Here is an 18,992-nt window from a genome sequence, read left to right as displayed (position 1 = left end):
CGACTCACGCAACGGATGGAACTCACTGGACGAAAGGGGTTGGCAAGGACGCTGCCCGTCGAGTGGGGACCGTCGGCGAGGGCGCCGGCACACCGAAATCGTCGTTCAAGCGCTGTGGAGTAAAACGGTTCGGAGCATCGATATCCAGCCGGCCCCCGAGATATTCGTTGAACACCTCGAGGGAGACACCATAGGGTGTGGAAACATAACGGGACTCGTAAATCTTCGCGATCGCTTCGGCGTAAGCCGGATTGAACGAATCGATGACATAGATATCCGTCGCCGGGACATCGGCGGGAAAATGCACTTCGTCCAATATCGCGTCGTACGTTCCCGGCACCCTGTTGTCCGAAGCGGATGCCACGGCACGACCGTCGGTCCAGACCGCATACTGGTGAAAGGTCGGCGCCATGGGGTAACCCGTCTGCCACTCGTGGAATACGATGTTGCTGGCGGCGAGCGAGCCGCTACCCATGGCGGATCGTTGCATGAGCATCGGCCGGATATCGTTGAACTCCCTGGAAGGGCCGAACCCTCCCGCGGCCAACAACTGTTGCGGGGTTCGCGAATCCACCCGATAGACGAGCGAATGATCAAGGGAAATGCTGTTCCACACCTGGTTGGTCATCAACGAATCCGTCCGGAAGTCATCCAGGCGATGGCGCGCTTCATCGATTTCCGCCTTCTTCAGCTCGATGATCGCCCTTGACCGTTCCAATGTGCTCCTGGGCAGGGTCTGCACGATATAACCGAATCCCTGCTCCCGAAGATTGAACGGGGGCCTGGGATCGTTGCCTAGCGGGTCGAACAGGCGCCTCGGCGGATCCTGTCCTTCCACCGGCGCGACAGGATCCAGGACATAACCGACCCTGGCCTCGCCGCTCCGAACGGATTCGGGCGATAGCGACGTCAGGGATGTCGACACGGAACTCGTGGACTCGGGGGATTCGGGTTCTTCCACACCTTCCACCACCAGGCGGGGCCTGCCGATTGTGAGCGCCACGGTGGCGTTGGTAACGACGGTCATCACCGCCCCTTCCAGGGCAGCCCTTCTTTCATCCGCCGTCCTGCCGTTGATTCCGAGGTCGATTCCCGTGCCAAGGCCGGCGAGCGCGGTACCGGCCTGGACAGGAATGGCCAACGGTGGAAGGTATCCCAGGGGACCGACCAGGGTGGCCGTCCGGTTGATAGTGGTACGCCAGGCGTCCCACGATGTGCGGGTTTGCATGCGCGTGTCGTCGCGGAACCGCGCTTCGACCTGGGCGCGCATGTCGTCGAAGACATCGCCGTCGATAAGGGCACCGCTCCGGTCGATCGTCGTGCCGTCGGCGGTCCACCTGGACTCGGCGAGATTGGCCAGCCCCCGCGTCACGCCTGTGCGGAACACACCGTCCTGCTTGTCGTAGATCGAAAAGTCCGACAGCAACTCATCGAGGGACCCTGGATCCCGGGCCTGTCGAACCACCCATTGCCGAAGTTCGTCTTCGTTGCGAAAGACCACGAAGGGCGACGCCGCGTAGGCGACGTACATGACTTCGCTTCCGTCGGCTGCGACAAAGCGCACGATGTTACTGGCTGCATATCCGTTTATGTCGAAACGCCGGGCGCCGACACCGCCAGCGGGAGGCGAACTGCGCAATTGCTGCAAAGTGATCGGCCCATCCAGGGAGACGTTCGGCGCGCCTCCTCGCATGACCAGTTCGTACTGCTCTTGTGTCAGGATGCCGCGGCCTCGCGCCCAGCGCGCCTGGTGAACGAACCGATAGCGTGCAAGCGTCGGCCAGTCGGATCTGCACGTGGTCCAGTAGGTGTCCAGCGACAGGTTCAGCCGTTGGATAAAGGGAAGTTCCGCAAATACACCCTGCTCCCTGAAGGTGTCGAGGACTTCCGAAAGGAGCAGCGAACTGGCGTGCTCTGGAAGGAAAGTCGCTGCGATCGGGAAAATGCCGAAAGCCTCGTCCAACGGACGCAGATCCTCGCGGACCGTATCGATGACGTTACCCGTGCCGATAAACGTATTGTAGATGTACCCCGGCCCCGTCCTGCTCCACAGGAATCTGCCGATCCGCGAGAAACATTCTCCCGCCGTCCTGCACGCGAGAATGCTCTCCGTGAACGCGAGCGGGCTCGGGCTTTCGGCACCGCCCGAAGTTATTCCCCCAACGGCATCCGAGACCTGGGCGAAGAATGTGTGCCTGGAATGGTCCGGGAACGCTTTCATCAATGCATCGGTGAGCTTGATGGTACTGTCGGCACTGCCTTCGGACCGCAACTGCGGTGTCGCGAAGTGCGCGATGACATAGGCGTCTCCGTCGATACCCAGTCGTTCCTGAATGAAGGCCTTTGCCGTCGCTCGCGCATCGGGCATCGGCGAGGCGTACGCCCGGACTGCCATGATCCAGTACGCACGGGCATCCTGCGGCGTGGCGAACACCGGTGCAAAAGCGGAAACCGCCAGCAGCGAGCCCCGGCTGTCAGTGGATGCGGCACCGGCGATTCCCTGAGCACCGGCCGTCCTGTCGATCCCGTTGCCGAGCGTGTTCTCGTCGTCCTGTACTGGCGTGATTGTCTGCGTTGAACTGGCGGCGGTGGGCAGCATGGACGCTAGGGCAAGCGCGGTGGTTACGACTCCGCGTCGCGCAATGGAAAACAGGTGATGCATGGGAGGCAACCCATATGATGTTGGGAGCCCATCACGATAATCCGCCACGAAACGTTCGCGCTGTCGGCGAAACCCTTGGCGTCTGCGAGAAAACCTCAAGGCGAACGGCACCTTCCGCTTCGCCTACGCCGGCCAAGGTCGAACGTCATCTTCAATAACTTTCGGATACGGCCGGACGTTCTCGCAGCAGCATGAAGGTCAGCATGGCGGACGCGAGCATGACGGCACCGAGCAGAAGACACGATCTTGAGAAAGCATGATCGAAAGCCAGATGGAAGACATCTTCCGCCGGAACCGACGCCTGCAGCATCAGCGTCATGCGGCTGGAAAGACTGGCCGCGAGGCTGCCGATCATGGCGATACCCAACACGTTACCCACCTCGTACGCCGTCGATTGCACCGCAGCCGCGCTGCCCGCACGTTCCCCGGGCGCCGCCATGATCACCACCGTGGTGGCACTGGACAGGGACAGGCTTACGCCCGCGCCGAGGAAAGCGAGCGATGCGGAGAACACCCAAAGCGAGCCCGTCACGTTGAGGCTCGGCACGAACAGAGCCAGGGCGATACACAGCATGCCGACGATTATGACGTCCCGCACCTTCCAGCGTTGCAGGCAGTACGGCACCGCCAGTGCCGCGAGCAAGGCGGACACGGTCGCCGGGAGCAACCAGAGTCCCGTATCTGCGGGACTCTGGGAGTGCACGAATTGCAGCCACTGCGAGGCCAGGTAGATGGTGGAACTGAGGGCGAACATCACCATGGCGTACACGCCGATGCCGACGGTGAACGTGCGCAGGCCAAAGAGCCGCACATCCAGCAAGGGATCGTCCCGGCTCAACTGGCGGCGCACGAACCAGATCATCGAGAGGATGCCCGCCGTCGACAGGACCAGCGATTCCGCGGAGAGACGGCCCGATTTGCCGACCACCTTGATCGCCTGCACGAGCGCCGTCATGCCGACGAACGAGAGTCCGACGCTGGTCCAGTCCCATGGGCGGTCGTCCGGCGAATTCGATTCCCGCACCGAGGTCAGCACCAGGGGTGCGGCGACGAGCACGACGGCCACGTTGATCAGGAACGCTGCCTGCCAGTGGAAGACCTGAACGAGCACACCACCGAGCACGGGGCCTATGGCGGCACCTACGCAACCGGCCACGCCGCAGGCCGAGAGGCCGATCGTGCGCTCCTTCGGATCGGTGAAGGTGGTGCGGATAAGCGAGAGGATGTTCGGCATGATCATCGCACCGCCCACCCCGAGCAGCGCCCTGCAGGCGATGGCCTGCCACGGCTCGTGCACCCAGCCGGCCAGCAAAGAGGCCAGACCGAAAACACCGAGGCCCCACAGGAGCAGCCGGCGGCGACCGTAGCGATCGCTGAGCGCACCCATCGTGATCAACAGGCCGGCAAGCGTCAAAGCGTAGGCATTGACGATCCACAGCTGTTCGATGGTGGTCGGCTGCATGACCCGGATCAGGGTCGGCATCACCGTATGCAGGTGTTGGCATCCATCGCCACCATGAGCATGCACAAACACAACGTGCCCAATACGATCCATCGTTTCCCGTGCATCCGTACGACCCTCTCCATGTTTCGGGGGAACGTTGTACCGCATTTGGCCTAGTACATGTTTGAGAAAAACCCTCAGCGTGAAACGGTTCCCTGCTCACCGCCGTCCCACTGCACGGCGGAAGCAAGCTCTTCATGGGTGAGAGCGAGTTCTCCTGCATCGGTTTCCGACTTCACCGTCACGACGTGGTCGCCATGCCGCGACAGTTCCGACGCGCCGGCACCGGTGAGGGCCTGTAAGCGTGGCGCGTCCGCCGACAGCAGCACTAGCAATACCTTCGATCCTTCGACGAAGCGAACCCCGCTGGTCGCGCCCGACGTCGCGAGCTCCTTCGACGTCAGCGGTTCCGCCCGCACCTTGCCCGCCCAGCGCGGCGGTGCCACGAAGGTGTAGCCGGCGGCTTCATCCCGCCACGAGAAGCGCTTCATGGGCTCCCGGGCAGGCGCGTTCTCGCGGTGCACTCCCGGCGGAGGCGTGGCCTGGGGCGTGACGGGCAGACCGAGCATCAGGGCAAGGACAACAGTTTTCATGGCCGGGCCTCAGTGGAGAACCACTCCAGCGTACGCCTCGCGCGTCGCAAGCGCGTCAAGCGCCGTGATCGCCTTCGCGGCCGCAGGCCCAGGCGAACAGTACGATGCCCACGACGATGGCTACCGCACCGGTGGCGGCGAGCGCACCCGGGACGGCCTCGTGGAGGAATGCCGCGCCGATCGCGGTTGCGAACAACAGCTCGGCGGCCTGCATCGCCTCCACCGCGGCCAGCGCCGTCGGCTGGCGCCCTACTCGTTCCGTGGCATGGAAGAACAGCACCGTGGCGATCACGCCCGAGGACAGCGCGACGCCGCCGGCGAGCAGCGTTTCGCGCAACGTGGGAGGCCCGACCGTGATCCAGGCAACGATCGCCAGCACCCACCACAACGGCCAGCTCGCCAGCGTCATGCCGAACACACGCTGGACCGCGCCCAGTCGCGTGCCGCCGCGCTCAAGGTGCAGGAGGATTTTCCGGTTGCCGAGCGGATAAGCGAAGGCCGCGAACACGACCGCTCCAACGGCAAGCCATGCCGAGGCATCCAAGGCACCATGCGCATGACCGAACTGCAGGAGCATCACGCCGACGACGATGAGCGTACCGATGGCCAGGGCGCCGGCGTGCCAGCGCGCGCGTTCGTCGCGATAGATGAAGGGCGCCATCAACGGCCCTGCAAGCACCGTCATCTGGAAACTGCCCGCCACGAGCCACGACGGGCCGCTGCTTGCCGCCCATGTGAGAGGCAAGCCGAACAGCACGAAGCCAACGCTACTCCATACGAGCCACTGGCGGGGATGCGCGCGCAACTCGTGAGGCAATGCACCGAGTCCGCCCTGGAAAGGCAGCACGACGGCAAGCAACGGCAAGGTGATGAGGTAACGCAGGATCACGGCCCATTGCCAATGCCCGCCGCCGCTCACCACCGCGCGATTCAGCACATAGGTGAGCGTGAAGAACAGCGCCGACAGCAGCGCGATGCCCACGGCCTTGAGCGCGTTCGCATTCAGGAGACCGCTTCCATGTGGACGAGGAGCAGGCGCAGGCTCTCCCTGCCCTGCCAGTCGTTGACCGAAAGCTCGTACGCGGCGCGCATCCGCGACGGCGGAGGTGTGCCCTCGTAGCAGTTGAACATCACCGCATCCAGCGGCGCGCCGCCCTGCGTATGGCGCAGCTGCAGGCGAAGATGGCGGGCGCCCATGGGTTTCCAGGACGCGCATTCGAAGCGCGCTTCGAACACCGGCGGCGGAAAGCCTTGTCCCCAAGGCCCGGCGTGGCGAAGCTGCCTTGCCAGGTCGAGCGTGTGATCGCGGTAATCGAGCTCACCATCGGTCTGGATGAGCGCCTGCAGGCGTTCCTCGTCCAGGTGCGCCCGTGCCGTCGCGTCGAAGATGGCCGCGAAACGCTCGAAATCGGCCGAACGCAGGCTGAGGCCCGCGGCCATCGCATGGCCGCCGAAGCGAAGGATGAGACCCGGATGCTTCGCATCGATCTCGGCCAGGGCGTCACGAATGTGGAAGCCCGGAATCGAGCGTGCTGAACCGCGAAGTTCGTCGGTGTCGTCGCCCGCGGGGGCGAAGGCCAGCACGGGGCGATGCAGCCTCTCCTTCAACTTCGAGGCGACCAGTCCGACGATGCCGGCATGCCAACCCGGATCGAACAACGCCACGCCCACGGCATCGACGTGTCCCGCGCGGGCGACCATCGTTTCGGCCTCCTCCACCATGCCGGCCTGCATGTCGCGGCGTTCCTGGTTGATCGCGGAAAGCTGTTCGGCATAGCGGCGCGCGATGCCCGCGTCGTCGGTGAGCAGGCAGGCGACGCCGAGCGACATGTCCTCGAGGCGGCCCGCGGCGTTGAGGCGCGGCCCGATGGCGAAGGCAAGATCCGTGGCACCCACCGTGGACAGCGAGCGGCCGCTCGCTTCGACCAGCGCGGCAATGCCGGCACAGGCCTTGCCCGCACGCATCCGCTTCAAGCCCGCTTCGACGAGCACACGGTTGTTGAAATCCAGCGGCACGAGGTCGGCTACCGTGCCGAGGGCAACGAGATCGAGCAGCGAACTGAGGTCCGGCTCGCCGCTTGGAAAGTGTCCGGCGGCGCGCATCGCGCCGCGCAGGCCCAGCAACAGGTAGAACATCACACCCACGCCGGCCAGCGCCTTGCTTGGGAATCCATCGCCGGCGAGATTGGGGTTCACGATGGCGTCGGCATCGGGCAGAACGTCGCCTGGAAGATGGTGGTCGGTGATGAGCACGGCGATGCCGCGCGCACGTGCCGCCGCGACACCGGCCACGCTCGCCACGCCGTTGTCGACGGTGACGATGAGATCAGGCGACGGATCGAGCGAGGCGACCAGCGCTTCGCTCAGGCCATAGCCATGCACGAAACGGTTCGGCACCACATGGCTTACGTGCCGTGCGCCGAGCAGACGCAGGCCACGCTCGGCGACGGCCGTGCCGGTGGCGCCGTCGCAGTCGTAATCGCCAGCGATCACGATACGCTTGTCGTCGAGGAGCGCGCGCATCAGCAAGGCCACGGCGCGATCCATGCCACCGAGCAGCTCCGGCGAGAGCATGCGCGCGAGCCGGTGCTCGGCGCCGTCCGGCGTACAGACGCCGCGTGCGGCGTAGACGCGCTGAATCACCGGATGCACATGGGCAGGCCAGCCGCTCGGTGCGACCTGGGCGACGCGTTGGCGCCAGACCTTTACCGTCATGCCTTGCGCCAGAAACGCAGGCGGTGCCGCTTGTGCAGCACCGTTCGCGTACCGTCGGCAAAGGCGAGACGGATTTCCGTACCCGCGAGCAACCGGGCTTCGATGAGGGGCCACCAGTCGCGGGCGAAGCCGGACGGCTGCACATCCTGCAGGTCCAGCAACCCGATGGTGGGAACCGCTTCGGCGGCTATATCGCGAGCACCCTTCGCCGCTGAAGCGGCTCCCACAAGGGCGGCGCGAGGTTGGATGTCGACGCCGGCCCGGTGGGCCAACGCCCACGCCAGCAAGTCGTCGCTATAAATCCGGGTAAGACCGCTCTCCACCCAATCCGGCAACGCACCCGGCCCCCACAACCACACGCTGTTCACCGGCGGCAGCCCTTGCGCCGCACGCGTGCGGTTCACAGGATGATTGTGCAGCACCACCTGCGCCTCGTTGATCAATGCGCGCCAGCGGCGCCCGTCATTCCCCTTCGGCAGCTGCTCGAAGAGGTCGGCGCCAAGGGCCTCTTCGGGTTCGGGAAACGACGGTACCTCGACGTATGCGGGCAGGCGAAGCTGCCAATGCTGCGCGTCGCCGACGCGGAGTTCCATGCCTTCCGCCTCGAAAGTCTCCGCCAGTGCAGCCACCAGGCTCTGCGCGTCGGCCGCACTCAGGCCCAGGTTCCCGCATGCCAGCAGGCGCGCGCCGTTGAGTTCGGGTTGCACCCACGCCGGATCCGCGGAAAGCCAGAGCGAATTCCCGGCATCGCCGGCAACCGCCTGGCGGATCAACGCCGCGGCGGGCACCGGCCCCTGTGGCCAACGAAAGTGTTCGGCCAGGGCGGCGAGGTAACCGGGCACGGCGGCCGGCAGGTTGCTGCCGCGCGCGAGCCATTCCGAAAACCCGGCGGTATCGGCCAGCTTCTCGCGCCCCGGCAACAGCACATAGAGGACCGCAGCCACGCTCAGGCCTCGATCTGCTCGAGGATCCCGAGCCACTCGAGCTCGAGGCTTTCCTTCTCGCCGCGCAATTCCGCCTGGCGCTGGCCGAGCCTCATCAGCTCGGCCGTCGAACCTTCGTAGACGGCCGGATCGGCGAGCTTCACTTCGATCGCGACAAGTTCCTTGTCCATGCTTTCGATCAACGATTCGATCTTCTTCACCCGTGCGCGCAACGGCTTTTCCTTCTCGCGGTCCCCGGCGCTCTGCTTGCGCCTCTCTTTCGCGGATTCCTGTACCGGCGCATCGGCCGGCGCGGACGCCACCGCCGCCGTCTTGCGCGTGGTGGCGCGGCTGCGCAGCCACTTCGCGTAATCGTCGAGGTCGCCGTCGAAGGATTCCACCTTGCCGTCGGCCACGCGCCAGAACTCGTCACAGACCATGCCGAGCAGGTGGCGATCGTGTGAGACGAGCACCAGCGCGCCGTCGAAAGCCGCCAGCGCATCGGCCAGCGCTTCGCGCATGTCGAGGTCGAGATGGTTCGTCGGTTCGTCGAGGAGCAGGAGGTTGGGCTTGTCCCAGGCGATCAACGCCAGCGCGAGACGCGCGCGCTCGCCGCCGGAGAACGCGTCCACCGGTTCGAAGGCCCGGTCGGCGGGGAAATTCCATGTGCCCAGGTAATCGCGCAGTACCTGCGCACCCGCGTTCGGTGCCTTCTCCTGCAGGTGGTCGAATGGGCTGGCACCTTCGCGCAGGCTCTCCACGGTGTGCTGTGCGAAGTAGCCGATGCGCGTGTCTTTGTGGAATCCGCGTTCGCCACGCAAAGGCGCCAGTTCGCCGACCAGGGACTTCACCATCGTGGACTTACCGGCGCCGTTCGGCCCGAGCAGCCCGATGCGATCGCCGGCCTCGAGTCCGAAGGCGATGTCGCGCAGTACGACGTGCTCGCCGTAACCCGCGTCGACGTGATCGAGTTGCAGCATCGACGTGGGCAGGCGATCCGGTGCGGGAAACGAGAAGCTGAAGGATCGTTCCGCGCGCACCGCTTCGGTACCGGCCATCTTCTCCAGGCGCTTCATGCGCGACTGCGCCTGCTTGGCCTTGCTAGCCTTCGCCTTGAAGCGATCGATGAAGGATTGCAGGTGGGCGCGCTCGGCCTGTTCGCGCTCGTGCGCGATCTGCTGCTGGCGCAGGTGCTCGGCGCGCTGACGCTCGAACGCCGTGTAGTTACCGGTGTAGAGCTTCGCCGTGCCGTCGTGCAGGTGCATCGTGTGCGAGATCACGCCGTCGAGGAATTCGCGGTCGTGCGAGATGATGAGCAGCGTACCCTGGTAACGGCGCAGCCATTCTTCCAGCCACAGCACGGCGTCGAGATCGAGGTGGTTGGTGGGCTCGTCGAGAAGCAACAGGTCGGACGGCGCCATGAGCGCACGGGCGAGATTGAGCCGGACCCGCCAGCCACCCGAGAACGACGCCACCGGCTGCTCGTGCGTCTCCGGGGCGAAACCCAGACCGTGCATCAGGCGCCCGGCCCGTGCCCGTGCGTCGTAGCCGTTGACCTCCTCGATGCGCAGGTGCGCGGCGGCGACGGCCTCGAGGTCTCCCGCGTCCATCGCGTCCGCCTCGGCTTTCAGGGCGGCGGCCACCTCGACGTCGCCACCCAGCACGTAGTCGATGGCCGGATCGGGCAAGGCCGGGGTTTCCTGCGCGACGGAAGCCTGGCGCACCTTCGAGGGCATGTCCAGGTCACCCACCTCCGGCTCCAACTCGCCCTTCAAGGCGGCGAACAGGGTGGACTTGCCGCAACCGTTGCGGCCGATGACGCCCAGGCTCCAGCCGGTCTGGATCGTGAGGTCCATGCGCGACAGGAGGGTGCGGCTGCCCCGGCGCAGGGCGAGATTGCGAAACGAGATCATGGTGAACACATGGGGGCGACGGGCGACTGCGCATGATAGCGGCCCCAGGCGCCCACGTCCCCGAAACGCGACGCAGCACACAGGCGCGCGATCCTCCACGCGCCGCCCATGGCGTGCCCCGGGGCGATCTGTTACAACGGCGTCCTGCGCCGCATGGGGAGCGCAACGGAGTCATCATGAACACCTTCAAAGCTGTGTCCACCGCCATTGCGCTGGTTCTGGCGTCCGCCTCGGTGGCTCCGTCCGTGCACGCCGGCGACACCCTGCTCATGCAACGTGTGAAGCAGGAGCAGTCCATGAACCTGCCGCAGAAGGGCATGAGCATGGCCGAGGTGGAGCGTCGTTTCGGCGCGCCGACGTCGAAGCTGGACGCGCGAGGCGGCGGCAGCCGCAAGCAGCCGGTCATCAACCGCTGGATGTATCCCGGTTACATCGTCTATTTCGAGCGCAGCCACGTGATCCATACGGTGCTGAACACGCCGGCGGGCAACAACACCAACCCGGCGAATCCGCGGTAGCTCCCCCGCCCGGCCCTGTAGGAGCCGCTATAGCGGCGAGAAGCCAACGGAGCGACGAAGCCGTGAGGCGCCATCCCTCGCCGCTATAGCGGCTCCTACAGTTCGCAGCGCTCGCTGAAGCGGCTCCCGCAGTCGGCTAGAATAGAGGGCTTACCCTCTGTTGCCCCCACCGCCATGACCGACCGTTCTTCCTACCGCCTGCCCGCCGAATGGGAGCCGCAGGCCGGCGTGCTCATCGCCTGGCCCCATGCCGGTACCGACTGGGCCGACCGGCTGGCCGAGGTGGAGACCACGTACGTGGCGCTGGCCGCCGCCGTGACACGCTTCGAGCCCCTGCACATCGTGGTGGCCGACGCGGCGCTACGCGAGCATGCGCGCGCCGCCATCGTGGCGACCGGTGCCGACATGTCCCGCGTGCATTTCATCGAACTCCCTTACGACGACACCTGGCTGCGCGACTCCGGCCCCATCACCCTCACGGGCCCGGACGGCGTGCTGCTCAACGACTACCGCTTCACCGGTTGGGGTGGCAAGTTCGGCGCCGACCAGGACGATGCGCTCATTGCCGGGCTGCTGCAGCGTGGCGTGCTTTCCGGCCTGCCCCACCGGCGCATCGACTGGGCGCTGGAAGGCGGCGGCATCGAAAGCGACGGGCGCGGGACGATCCTCACCACGTGGAAGTGTCTCAACCAGCGTCATCCCGACCTTTCGCGCGAAACGATGACCGATACACTGGCCGAAACGCTGCATGCCGACCGCGTGCTGTGGCTCGAACATGGCTATCTTGAAGGCGACGACACCGACGCCCATATCGATACGCTGGCGCGCTTCTCCGAGGACGGCGGCATCGTGTACCAGGCGTGCGACGACGCCAGCGATCCGCACTTCGAGGAACTGGGCCGCATGGCATCGGAACTCGCCGAACTGCGTTCGCCGGAAGGCAAGCCCTATGTGCTGCATCCGCTGCCCTGGGCCCAGCCCATCGTCGACGAAGGGCGGCGGCTCGCGGCGTCGTATGCAAACTACCTGATCGTCAACGGCGCGGTGCTCGTGCCGGCCTATGGCGACCGGGTCGACGCGCAGGCGGCACGCATCATCGGACTGGCCCACCCGGGCCGCGAAGTGGTCCAGGTGCCGTGCCGCCCGTTGATCTGGCAGAACGGCAGCCTGCATTGCATCACCATGCAGCTGCCGGCGGCAGTCGCCGCGTGATTCACCTTTGCAAGCGCGGCAGCTGCCGCGCGAGGAATGTCCGCCCATGACCCGCAAGACCCTCAAGGTCGCCCTCCTCCAGGAAACCGACCGCGGAAGCCGCGACGCCAACCTCGACGCGATCGAGGCGGGCCTGCGCGAGGCCGCGAAGGCCGGCGTCGAACTGGTGCTGCTGCAGGAACTGCACAACGGCCCGTACTTCTGCCAGCGCGAAAGCGTCGACGTGTTCGACCTCGCCGAGACCATTCCCGGCCCCGGCACCGACCGCATCGGCAAGCTGGCCGAGGAGCTGAAGCTCGTCGTGGTCGCGTCGATCTTCGAGAAGCGCGCCACCGGCCTGTACCACAACACGGCGGTGGTGTTCGATCGTTCGCGCGAAATCGCGGGCAAATACCGCAAGATGCACATCCCGGACGATCCGGGTTTCTACGAGAAGTTCTACTTCACGCCGGGCGACCTGGGCTTCGAACCGATCAGCACCTCGGTGGGCAAGCTCGGCGTGCTCGTCTGCTGGGACCAGTGGTATCCGGAAGGCGCTCGCCTGATGGCCCTGGCCGGTGCAGACCTGCTGTTCTATCCCACCGCCATCGGCTGGGATCCGGACGATTCCGACGAGGAAAAGGCACGCCAGCGTGAAGCGTGGATCACCGTGCAGCGCGGCCATGCCGTCGCGAACGGCCTGCCGCTGCTCGCGTGCAACCGCACCGGCTTCGAGGCCGATCCGTCGAACGTCGGCAGCGGCATCCAGTTCTGGGGATCCAGTTTCGTCGCCGGGCCGCAGGGCGAGTTCCTCGCCCAGGCGGGCACGGACGGCCGCGAACTGCTGATCTGCGACGTGGACATGGAACGCAGCGAGCACGTGCGGCGCATCTGGCCCTTCCTGCGCGATCGGCGTATCGATGCCTACGGCGACCTGACCAAGCGCTTCCGCGACTGACCATCCAAGGATTTCCCACCGCATGATTCCCGCCGAGAACGTCGCGCCACCCGCCGCCCTGGAAGGCCAACCCATCGAGCGCATGACGCGCGACGGCGTCGAGTACGTCATCCTCGGCACGGCCCACGTGTCACGGGCCAGCGTGCAGGCGGTGGACGCCCTGCTGGAAACGGAGTCCTTCGACGCCGTGGCCGTGGAGCTCTGCCCCAGCCGCGCACACGGCATCCGCGATCCCGAAGCCTTCAAGCAGATGGATCTGTTCCAGGTGATCAGGCAGGGCAAGGCCGGCATGGTCGCGGCCAGCCTGGTGCTCGGCTCGTTCCAGAAGCGCCTGGCCGCCCAATACGGCATCGAGCCGGGCGCCGAGATGAAAGCGGCCATGGATGGCGCCGATGCGCGCGGCGTTCCGGTATGGCTGGTGGACCGCGAAGTGGGCACCACGCTCAAGCGGGCCTGGCGCAGCGTGGGCTTCTTCCAGCGCTTCGGCCTCCTGGCGGGCATGCTCGGCAGCGTGTTCGAGCGCGAGGACATCGCCGAGGAAGACATCGAGAAGCTGAAGCAGTCCGATCTTCTGGAAAGCGCCTTCAGCGAATTCGCCGCCGGTTCCGCGCCGCTGTACCGCGCGCTGATTTCGGAGCGCGACGAATTCATGGCCGCGAAGCTGCGAGAGAACGCGGCGGCCATGGACGCCTCGGCACCGAGCCGCAAGGTGCTCGTCGTGATCGGCGCGGGCCACCTGAAGGGCATGACCGCACAACTGGCGGAGCAGCATGGCGACGCGCGCGCCCTCGCCGACGATCTCGCCGTCACGCCTCCCGCAGCGAAGTGGCCGAAATATCTTGCGGTCGGCGTGGTGCTGGCGATCTTCGCCGCCATCGGCTTCGCGTTCTATCGCAATCCCACCCTCGGCGCCGATGCCTTGAAGAACTGGATCCTGCTCACCGGTGGGCTCTCGGCGCTGGGGGCACTGATCGCGGGTGCGCATCCGCTGTCCGTCGTGGCCGCCTTCGTGGCGGCGCCGTTGAAACCGTTCCGGCCGGGCATTCCCTCCGGTGCCGTCAGCGCCATGGCCGAGGCGTGGGTGCGCAAGCCGCGCGTGCTGGACTTCGAGCGCTTGCGCGACGACATCACCCACTGGACCGGCTGGTGGAAGAATCGCGTCGCGCGCACCCTGCTCAATTTCTTCCTCGTCAGCATCGGCACGATTGCGGGCGAGTACATCGCCGGCATCCATATCATCCGCAGCCTCTTCTGAGGCCGAGTTGTCCCCCGTCGCGGCTGGCCTCTATACTTCCGGGGCTGTTCAACCCCGGCCCCGCCCGGCACCCAGGGAACTCTTAATGAAGCGTCTGCAACTGGTTGGTCTGATTGCTGTAGCTCTGTGCGCCGCGTCCGCAGTGCATGCCGAAGGCGACAAAGCCAAGGGACGGGAACTCGTCTACACCTGCAACGGCTGCCACGGCGTGGACGGCTACTCGAACGCTTACCCCGAGTACCACGTGCCGCACATTGCCGGGCAGAACGAGCTGTACATCGTCAACGCGCTGAAGGCCTACCAGAAGGGCGACCGCAAGCATCCGACGATGGGCGCCCAGGCGCAGAGCCTGTCCGACCAGGAAATCGCGGATATCGCCGCCTACCTTTCCAGCATCGCCAAGTAAGCCGCCGAGGACGAACGATGACCCGTGGGTTTTCCCTGATTGCCATCGGCGCGCTCCTCGCGCTGACCGCCACCCAGACATTCGCCGCCAGCGATCCGGCGCGCGGCAAGAGCAAGATCGCCACCTGCGTGGCCTGCCATGGCACGGACGGCAACTCCGTCGATCCGCAGTACCCCCGTCTTGCGGGCCAGTACGCCGACTACCTGGCGCAGGCGCTGCACGAGTACAAGAACGGCGAGCGCAACAACCCGATCATGAAGGGCTTCGCGGCCACCCTGTCGGATCAGGACATCGAGGACATCTCGGCGTACTTCTCCACGATGCCGACGAAGCTGCAGGGCCTCGAAGGCCATATCCAGGGCGAGTAAGCGCCTGTTCGATGGTGGGAGCCGGCTACGCCGGCGATCCGGCGGCAGCCGGCAAGCTTGGCGCGAGCTCCCATCGCCGCTGAAGCGGCTCCTACACAGAGCAGATCAGTCAATCAACCCGCCCTGGCGAAATAGGGCTTCTCGCCGGTTTCGTGATCCGTGGCGTCGCGAACTTCGGTGATCTCGGGAATGCGTTCGCGCAAGGTCTTTTCCACGCCGTTCTTCAGCGTGACGTCGACCATGCCGCAGCCGTGGCAACCGCCGCCGAAACGCAGCACCACGACGCCTTCGGAGGTGACTTCCACCAGCGAGATGCGCCCACCGTGCGATGCGATCTGCGGCGCGATCTCCGACTCAAGCACGAACTGCACGCGTTCCACGAGACCCGCGCCTTCGCCCGGAGCGTCGCCCTTGATGCGCGGCGCGCGAATGTTCAACTGGCTGCCGGTGGGCGTGGTTTCGTAGTCGATGTTCGCCGGATCGAGCCAGCGCATGCTCTCCGTGTCGACGTACAGGTTGAAACCTGCGCACTCCACGGTCCATTCGTCGCCCTGCAGTTCCGACGTGGCGCAGAACTCCAGCTCGCACTGGGCCGACGGCGTACCCGCGGCAACCACACGGAGGCGGATGCCGAGGCCATCTTCGCCCTGTTGCGCCAGGAGGCGCAGGAAATGCGCCTGCGCGCGTTCCGAGATATCGATCATGACGGCTCCGAAGGAGGGTCCGGCCTGGGGACGCCGGAAACAGCACCATTTTAGTACGCTTTCGAGGTGGACGCCGACTTTTGACAATTCAACCGGCGGCACGCCAACCTTCGCGCTTTCCCGGACGGAATCGCCATCATGCCCCTCTCCCCTCTCGCCACCCAGCATTGCCAGCCACGCAAGGGTGCGGAACACGCGCTGGATCGCGCCAGCATCGACGGGCACCTCGCCACGCTGCCGGGTTGGGCCTTGAGCGCGGACGGCAAGGCCATCGTGAAGGATTTCCGTTTTCCCGACTTCCACCACACGCTGGGCTTCATCAACGCCGTGGGCCTCATGGCGAACCAGGAAGACCACCACCCCGACCTTGAGGCCGGCTATGGCCATTGTCAGGTGCTGTGGTCGACCCACGATGTCGGCGGTCTCTCGCTGAACGACTTCATCTGCGCCGCACGCGTCGAGGCCCTGCTGGATCGCTGACGTGCGCCCCGGGGCCATCCGCTGGCTGGCAGCCGGCTTCCTGGCCCTGGCCCTGCTGGGGGCGATGCCTTACCTGGCAGCCGCCGTGGTCCGCGCGGCCATCGCATCGGAAAGCGCGGCGGAACGCGTCCGCTTCGCGGCGGGCGATTCGCCATGGTCGTGGCGTTTCCGACAGCCGGACGACGTCGTAGCCGGTCGCGCCTTCGGCGGTGGAGCGCTCGAGGCCGGCCAATCCGGGCTCACCTTCAAGGCCGATCGGTCAGGCACGGTGGAGCTGGGCTTGCCACTTTCCCGCCCCGTGGACCTGACCCGGCTCGACACCTTGTACTGGCACGCGCGTGCCTCGGCCACCGGCGACTACGGCATCGCCGTCCGCGAGGCGCTGGACGGGCCCCTTGTGCAGGCGAGCCTTGGCACCCTCCCACCGGACCGACTTTCGCTGCCGATCGCGCTACGTAGGCTGGCCTGGACCGATGCCGCCGGGCGGCAGACACCGCCTCCGGCACGGGCGGCGATGCTGCGCCTGCAAGTGAACCTTACTCCGGGCGCCACGCTTCTCCTGGACCGGGCCGCCCTCCTTCCCGGCACGGGGAGCATCGCGCCGCGCACCGTCGAGCTTCCGGCGGGCCTGTCGGCAGAAGGACTGCTGACCTGGCGAGATCGGCAGTACGACAGGGACCCACTGGTAACGTTCGGCCACGCGACCGCCCCTGTCCCGCGAGCGACATGGACGGCGTGGCTGCCTCCCATCGCCTATCTTGTGCTGCTTGCCGCCTGGGTGTATCGGCGGACGTTCGCGGCTGGCCGCCACGCCACTGCCGCCCCGTCGCGGCCGCCGCAGAAGGCGGGACCCGGGCCCGTTCGCTCCACCTCGACCACCGATGTCATCGACGCGGCGCTCGTGCTGCTGGGCCCGCTCTGGTTCATCGCCGGCCTGGGCCTGTCGATGCGTCCTGAGCCCGCCGGCGCGGCGATGTTCGCGGCAGGCATCGTCTATGCGGCATACCTCGCCATCCGACGCCTACCGCCCCGCTGGCATGGGCTCGGCGATTGGCGCCAGGCCGGCTGGCCGTTGCTCGCCATTCCCGCGGCACTCGCCCTGGTCGCTGTGTTCGGACATGCGCCGGTCTGGCCTCCGATCGGTCGCGTCGCGATCTATCTTGGCTGGGCCCTGTTCCAACAGTGGCTGGTGCTGGCGACAGCTGGCGCGCTCCTGGCGAGAGCGCTGCCCCGCCCCTGGGCCGTGCTGCTGACGGCACTGGCCTTCGCCCTTCTGCACACCCCGAACGGCCTGCTGATGCAGTTGTGTTTCGTTGCCGAACTGGGTTGGGCGTGGTGGTATTTCCATCGCCGCGCGCTGCTGCCGGTGGCGATCGCGCACGCGGCCAGCGCGGTGGTGTTGCAAGCCGGGCTGGCCGGCGGCCTGCTCAGGTCCCTCGAGGTCAGCGCCCGATTCCTTCAATAGGCGCCGAAACTCGCGTGACGCCGGGCACCCGCGGCGAACGCCCGTTCCCGCGGCCCCACGGGACGCGATCCAGCGCCTAACTGCGGAGATTGTCGAGGAAAGCCTTCAGATCGTCGGGCAACGGAGCGGAAAAATCGTAGTTCTTGCCGCCGAGGTCGAAGCTCATCCTCGAAGCGTGCAGGAACATGCGCTTCAAACCCTTGGCGCGGAAGCGCTTGTTGGCTTCCTCGTCGCCGTATTTCGGGTCGCCGGCGAGTGGATGGCCGATGTATTGGGCATGCACGCGGATCTGGTGGGTGCGGCCCGTACCCAGGGTGGCCTGCATGAGACGCGAGCCCGGGTACTGCTCCAGTTCCTGGAAAAAGGTGAGCGACGGCTTGCCGGCGTCGTCCACACGGACCATGCGTTCGCCGCCATGGAGAACGGACTTCAGGAGCGGCGCATTGACGTCGAACTTCGCCTTGCGCGGCGTTCCCGTCATCAGGCAGAGGTACTGCTTGATGACCGCATTGTCGCGGATGAGCGCCTGGAGCCCCGTGAGCCCCGGACGGGACCGGGCCAGGACGAGCACCCCGCTGGTGTCGCGGTCGAGGCGGTGGACCAGTTCCAGGTGCTCGTTGGGACGGGCGGCACGCAGGAGCTCGATGGCGCCGTGGCTCACCCCGCTTCCCCCGTGGGCGGCGATGCCCACCGGCTTGTCGATGACCAGGAAATGCTTGTCCTCGAAAATGACCGAGTCGGCCACGGCCTTCACCATGCCCGAAGGCGCCACGCCTTCCTCGCGCTCGGCTACGCGGACGGGCGGGATGCGCAGCATGTCGCCCAGCGCCAGGCGGGTTTCCGGCTTGGCGCGCTTGCCGTTGATGCGTACCTGGCCCGTTCTCAGCAGGCGATAGACCAGGCTGCGCGGCACCCCCTTGAGCAGGGTGATCAGCGCGTTGTCCACCCGCTGGCCGTCCCGCTCGGGACCGATTTCGACCTGGCGCACACCTTGGCCGCCGTCGAGGGAAGTTGCCGTCTGCATTGATAAAACTCGAAATTGATAGGATACTCGGCGGGCGCCAGGCTCCGCTGAAGACTCATCTCTCGCGGGGTGCCGGTGCCGCCGCGTAGGGCGAGTGTGACGCCGTTCCGGCCGAGGGGTCGGAAGGCGAGAACACCCCACATCGTAGCGGTTCGGGTTGCGGTTGTCCGGCTAATCCGTAGGGACGCGGACCGGTTGCAAGGCGCTTATTCACGAATCACGCCGGGTCCAGGTATCGGTCCCGGATCCCATGCCGCTTGAAGCCTCACCGCTGCGGCGCGATCCCCGGCAGGCCGCCACATGGGCGCCACCG

17 protein-coding genes are annotated in these 18,992 nt (G+C 66.3%); 8 read left to right on the top strand and 9 right to left on the bottom strand.

What is annotated here, in order from left to right; genetic code table 11:
* Positions 1-22: 22 nt before the first annotated feature.
* From ACPYOD_RS04595 to ACPYOD_RS04565, 7 genes are all read right to left on the bottom strand, one after another.
* A complete protein-coding gene (locus ACPYOD_RS04595) occupies positions 23-2,599 on the bottom strand; it encodes a dermonecrotic toxin domain-containing protein (protein WP_481300550.1) in 2,577 nt (858 codons plus the stop codon).
* Between the two features lie 214 nt (positions 2,600-2,813).
* Positions 2,814-4,145 (bottom strand): MFS transporter, encoded by a 1,332-nt coding sequence (locus ACPYOD_RS04590; protein WP_481300549.1) that lies wholly within the window; start codon positions 4,143-4,145, stop codon positions 2,814-2,816.
* A 158-nt stretch (positions 4,146-4,303) separates the two neighbouring features.
* Positions 4,304-4,759, bottom strand: coding sequence for a hypothetical protein (locus tag ACPYOD_RS04585; RefSeq protein ID WP_481300548.1), 456 nt, complete (start codon positions 4,757-4,759; stop codon positions 4,304-4,306).
* Between the two features lie 55 nt (positions 4,760-4,814).
* Positions 4,815-5,741 carry a multidrug resistance efflux transporter family protein gene (locus ACPYOD_RS04580; RefSeq protein ID WP_481300547.1) on the bottom strand — a complete coding sequence of 309 codons (927 nt, stop codon included), beginning with the start codon at positions 5,739-5,741 and terminating at the stop codon, positions 4,815-4,817.
* A gap of 20 nt (positions 5,742-5,761) precedes the next feature.
* The gene (gene recJ / locus ACPYOD_RS04575; RefSeq protein ID WP_481300546.1) at positions 5,762-7,474 is read right to left on the bottom strand and encodes a single-stranded-DNA-specific exonuclease RecJ; all 1,713 of its coding nucleotides are present in this window, start codon (positions 7,472-7,474) and stop codon (positions 5,762-5,764) included.
* Entirely contained in the window at positions 7,471-8,418 is a 948-nt protein-coding gene (locus ACPYOD_RS04570; protein WP_481300545.1) for a phosphoglycerate mutase, read from the bottom strand. Before ACPYOD_RS04570 ends, recJ begins: the two co-directional genes overlap by 4 nt.
* Positions 8,419-8,420: 2 nt before the next feature.
* Positions 8,421-10,310, bottom strand: coding sequence for an ATP-binding cassette domain-containing protein (locus ACPYOD_RS04565; RefSeq protein WP_481300544.1), 1,890 nt, complete (start codon positions 10,308-10,310; stop codon positions 8,421-8,423).
* 176 nt (positions 10,311-10,486) lie between these two features.
* Between ACPYOD_RS04565 and ACPYOD_RS04560 the strand changes: the two genes are divergently transcribed.
* The 6 genes from ACPYOD_RS04560 (at position 10,487) to ACPYOD_RS04535 (ending at position 15,006) form a co-directional block, all read left to right on the top strand.
* Complete coding sequence (locus ACPYOD_RS04560; protein WP_481300543.1) at positions 10,487-10,828, top strand: hypothetical protein; 342 nt, start codon at positions 10,487-10,489, stop codon at positions 10,826-10,828.
* A 174-nt stretch (positions 10,829-11,002) separates the two neighbouring features.
* Positions 11,003-12,040, top strand: a complete 1,038-nt coding sequence (locus tag ACPYOD_RS04555; protein WP_481300542.1) for an agmatine deiminase family protein — start codon at positions 11,003-11,005, stop codon at positions 12,038-12,040.
* Positions 12,041-12,086: 46 nt separating this feature from the next.
* The gene (locus ACPYOD_RS04550; protein ID WP_481300541.1) at positions 12,087-12,977 is read left to right on the top strand and encodes a carbon-nitrogen hydrolase; all 891 of its coding nucleotides are present in this window, start codon (positions 12,087-12,089) and stop codon (positions 12,975-12,977) included.
* Between the two features lie 22 nt (positions 12,978-12,999).
* Positions 13,000-14,232 (top strand): TraB/GumN family protein, encoded by a 1,233-nt coding sequence (locus ACPYOD_RS04545; RefSeq protein WP_481300540.1) that lies wholly within the window; start codon positions 13,000-13,002, stop codon positions 14,230-14,232.
* An 85-nt stretch (positions 14,233-14,317) separates the two neighbouring features.
* A complete protein-coding gene (locus tag ACPYOD_RS04540; protein ID WP_481300539.1) occupies positions 14,318-14,638 on the top strand; it encodes a c-type cytochrome in 321 nt (106 codons plus the stop codon).
* Between the two features lie 17 nt (positions 14,639-14,655).
* Complete coding sequence (locus ACPYOD_RS04535) at positions 14,656-15,006, top strand: c-type cytochrome (RefSeq protein ID WP_481300538.1); 351 nt, start codon at positions 14,656-14,658, stop codon at positions 15,004-15,006.
* Between the two features lie 113 nt (positions 15,007-15,119).
* Here ACPYOD_RS04535 and ACPYOD_RS04530 read toward each other — a convergent pair whose 3' ends face one another.
* Entirely contained in the window at positions 15,120-15,710 is a 591-nt protein-coding gene (locus tag ACPYOD_RS04530; RefSeq protein ID WP_481300537.1) for an NfuA family Fe-S biogenesis protein, read from the bottom strand.
* A gap of 138 nt (positions 15,711-15,848) precedes the next feature.
* Here ACPYOD_RS04530 and ACPYOD_RS04525 point away from each other — a divergent pair, with 138 nt between their 5' ends.
* On the top strand, positions 15,849-16,190 hold the full coding sequence (locus ACPYOD_RS04525; protein ID WP_481300536.1) for a 4a-hydroxytetrahydrobiopterin dehydratase: 342 nt from the start codon (positions 15,849-15,851) through the stop codon (positions 16,188-16,190).
* A 1-nt stretch (position 16,191) separates the two neighbouring features.
* Positions 16,192-17,655: a CPBP family glutamic-type intramembrane protease gene (locus tag ACPYOD_RS04520; RefSeq protein ID WP_481300535.1), complete on the top strand. Its 1,464-nt coding sequence runs from the start codon at positions 16,192-16,194 to the stop codon at positions 17,653-17,655.
* A 76-nt stretch (positions 17,656-17,731) separates the two neighbouring features.
* Here ACPYOD_RS04520 and ACPYOD_RS04515 read toward each other — a convergent pair whose 3' ends face one another.
* On the bottom strand, positions 17,732-18,679 hold the full coding sequence (locus ACPYOD_RS04515) for an RluA family pseudouridine synthase (protein WP_481300534.1): 948 nt from the start codon (positions 18,677-18,679) through the stop codon (positions 17,732-17,734).
* Positions 18,680-18,992 lie beyond the last annotated feature (313 nt).

The organism is Luteibacter sp. HAY1-4A (assembly GCF_056755355.1).
The sequence above is the reverse complement of the archived record's forward strand: the minus strand, read 5'-3'. Positions and strand labels throughout refer to the sequence as shown.

Bases quoted from the DNA above. Each gene is read 5' to 3' on its own strand.
- ACPYOD_RS04560 (WP_481300543.1), top strand. From the start codon at position 10,487: ATGAACACCTTCAAAGCTGTGTCCACCGCCATTGCGCTGGTTCTGGCG.
- ACPYOD_RS04565 (WP_481300544.1), bottom strand. From the start codon at position 10,310: ATGATCTCGTTTCGCAATCTCGCCCTGCGCCGGGGCAGCCGCACCCTC.
- ACPYOD_RS04545 (WP_481300540.1), top strand. From the start codon at position 13,000: ATGATTCCCGCCGAGAACGTCGCGCCACCCGCCGCCCTGGAAGGCCAA.
- ACPYOD_RS04540 (WP_481300539.1), top strand. From the start codon at position 14,318: ATGAAGCGTCTGCAACTGGTTGGTCTGATTGCTGTAGCTCTGTGCGCC.
- ACPYOD_RS04550 (WP_481300541.1), top strand. From the start codon at position 12,087: ATGACCCGCAAGACCCTCAAGGTCGCCCTCCTCCAGGAAACCGACCGC.
- ACPYOD_RS04585 (WP_481300548.1), bottom strand. From the start codon at position 4,759: ATGAAAACTGTTGTCCTTGCCCTGATGCTCGGTCTGCCCGTCACGCCC.
- ACPYOD_RS04525 (WP_481300536.1), top strand. From the start codon at position 15,849: ATGCCCCTCTCCCCTCTCGCCACCCAGCATTGCCAGCCACGCAAGGGT.
- recJ (WP_481300546.1), bottom strand. From the start codon at position 7,474: ATGACGGTAAAGGTCTGGCGCCAACGCGTCGCCCAGGTCGCACCGAGC.
- ACPYOD_RS04595 (WP_481300550.1), bottom strand. From the start codon at position 2,599: ATGCTGCCCACCGCCGCCAGTTCAACGCAGACAATCACGCCAGTACAG.
- ACPYOD_RS04515 (WP_481300534.1), bottom strand. From the start codon at position 18,679: ATGCAGACGGCAACTTCCCTCGACGGCGGCCAAGGTGTGCGCCAGGTC.
- ACPYOD_RS04590 (WP_481300549.1), bottom strand. From the start codon at position 4,145: ATGCCGACCCTGATCCGGGTCATGCAGCCGACCACCATCGAACAGCTG.
- ACPYOD_RS04535 (WP_481300538.1), top strand. From the start codon at position 14,656: ATGACCCGTGGGTTTTCCCTGATTGCCATCGGCGCGCTCCTCGCGCTG.
- ACPYOD_RS04555 (WP_481300542.1), top strand. From the start codon at position 11,003: ATGACCGACCGTTCTTCCTACCGCCTGCCCGCCGAATGGGAGCCGCAG.
- ACPYOD_RS04530 (WP_481300537.1), bottom strand. From the start codon at position 15,710: ATGATCGATATCTCGGAACGCGCGCAGGCGCATTTCCTGCGCCTCCTG.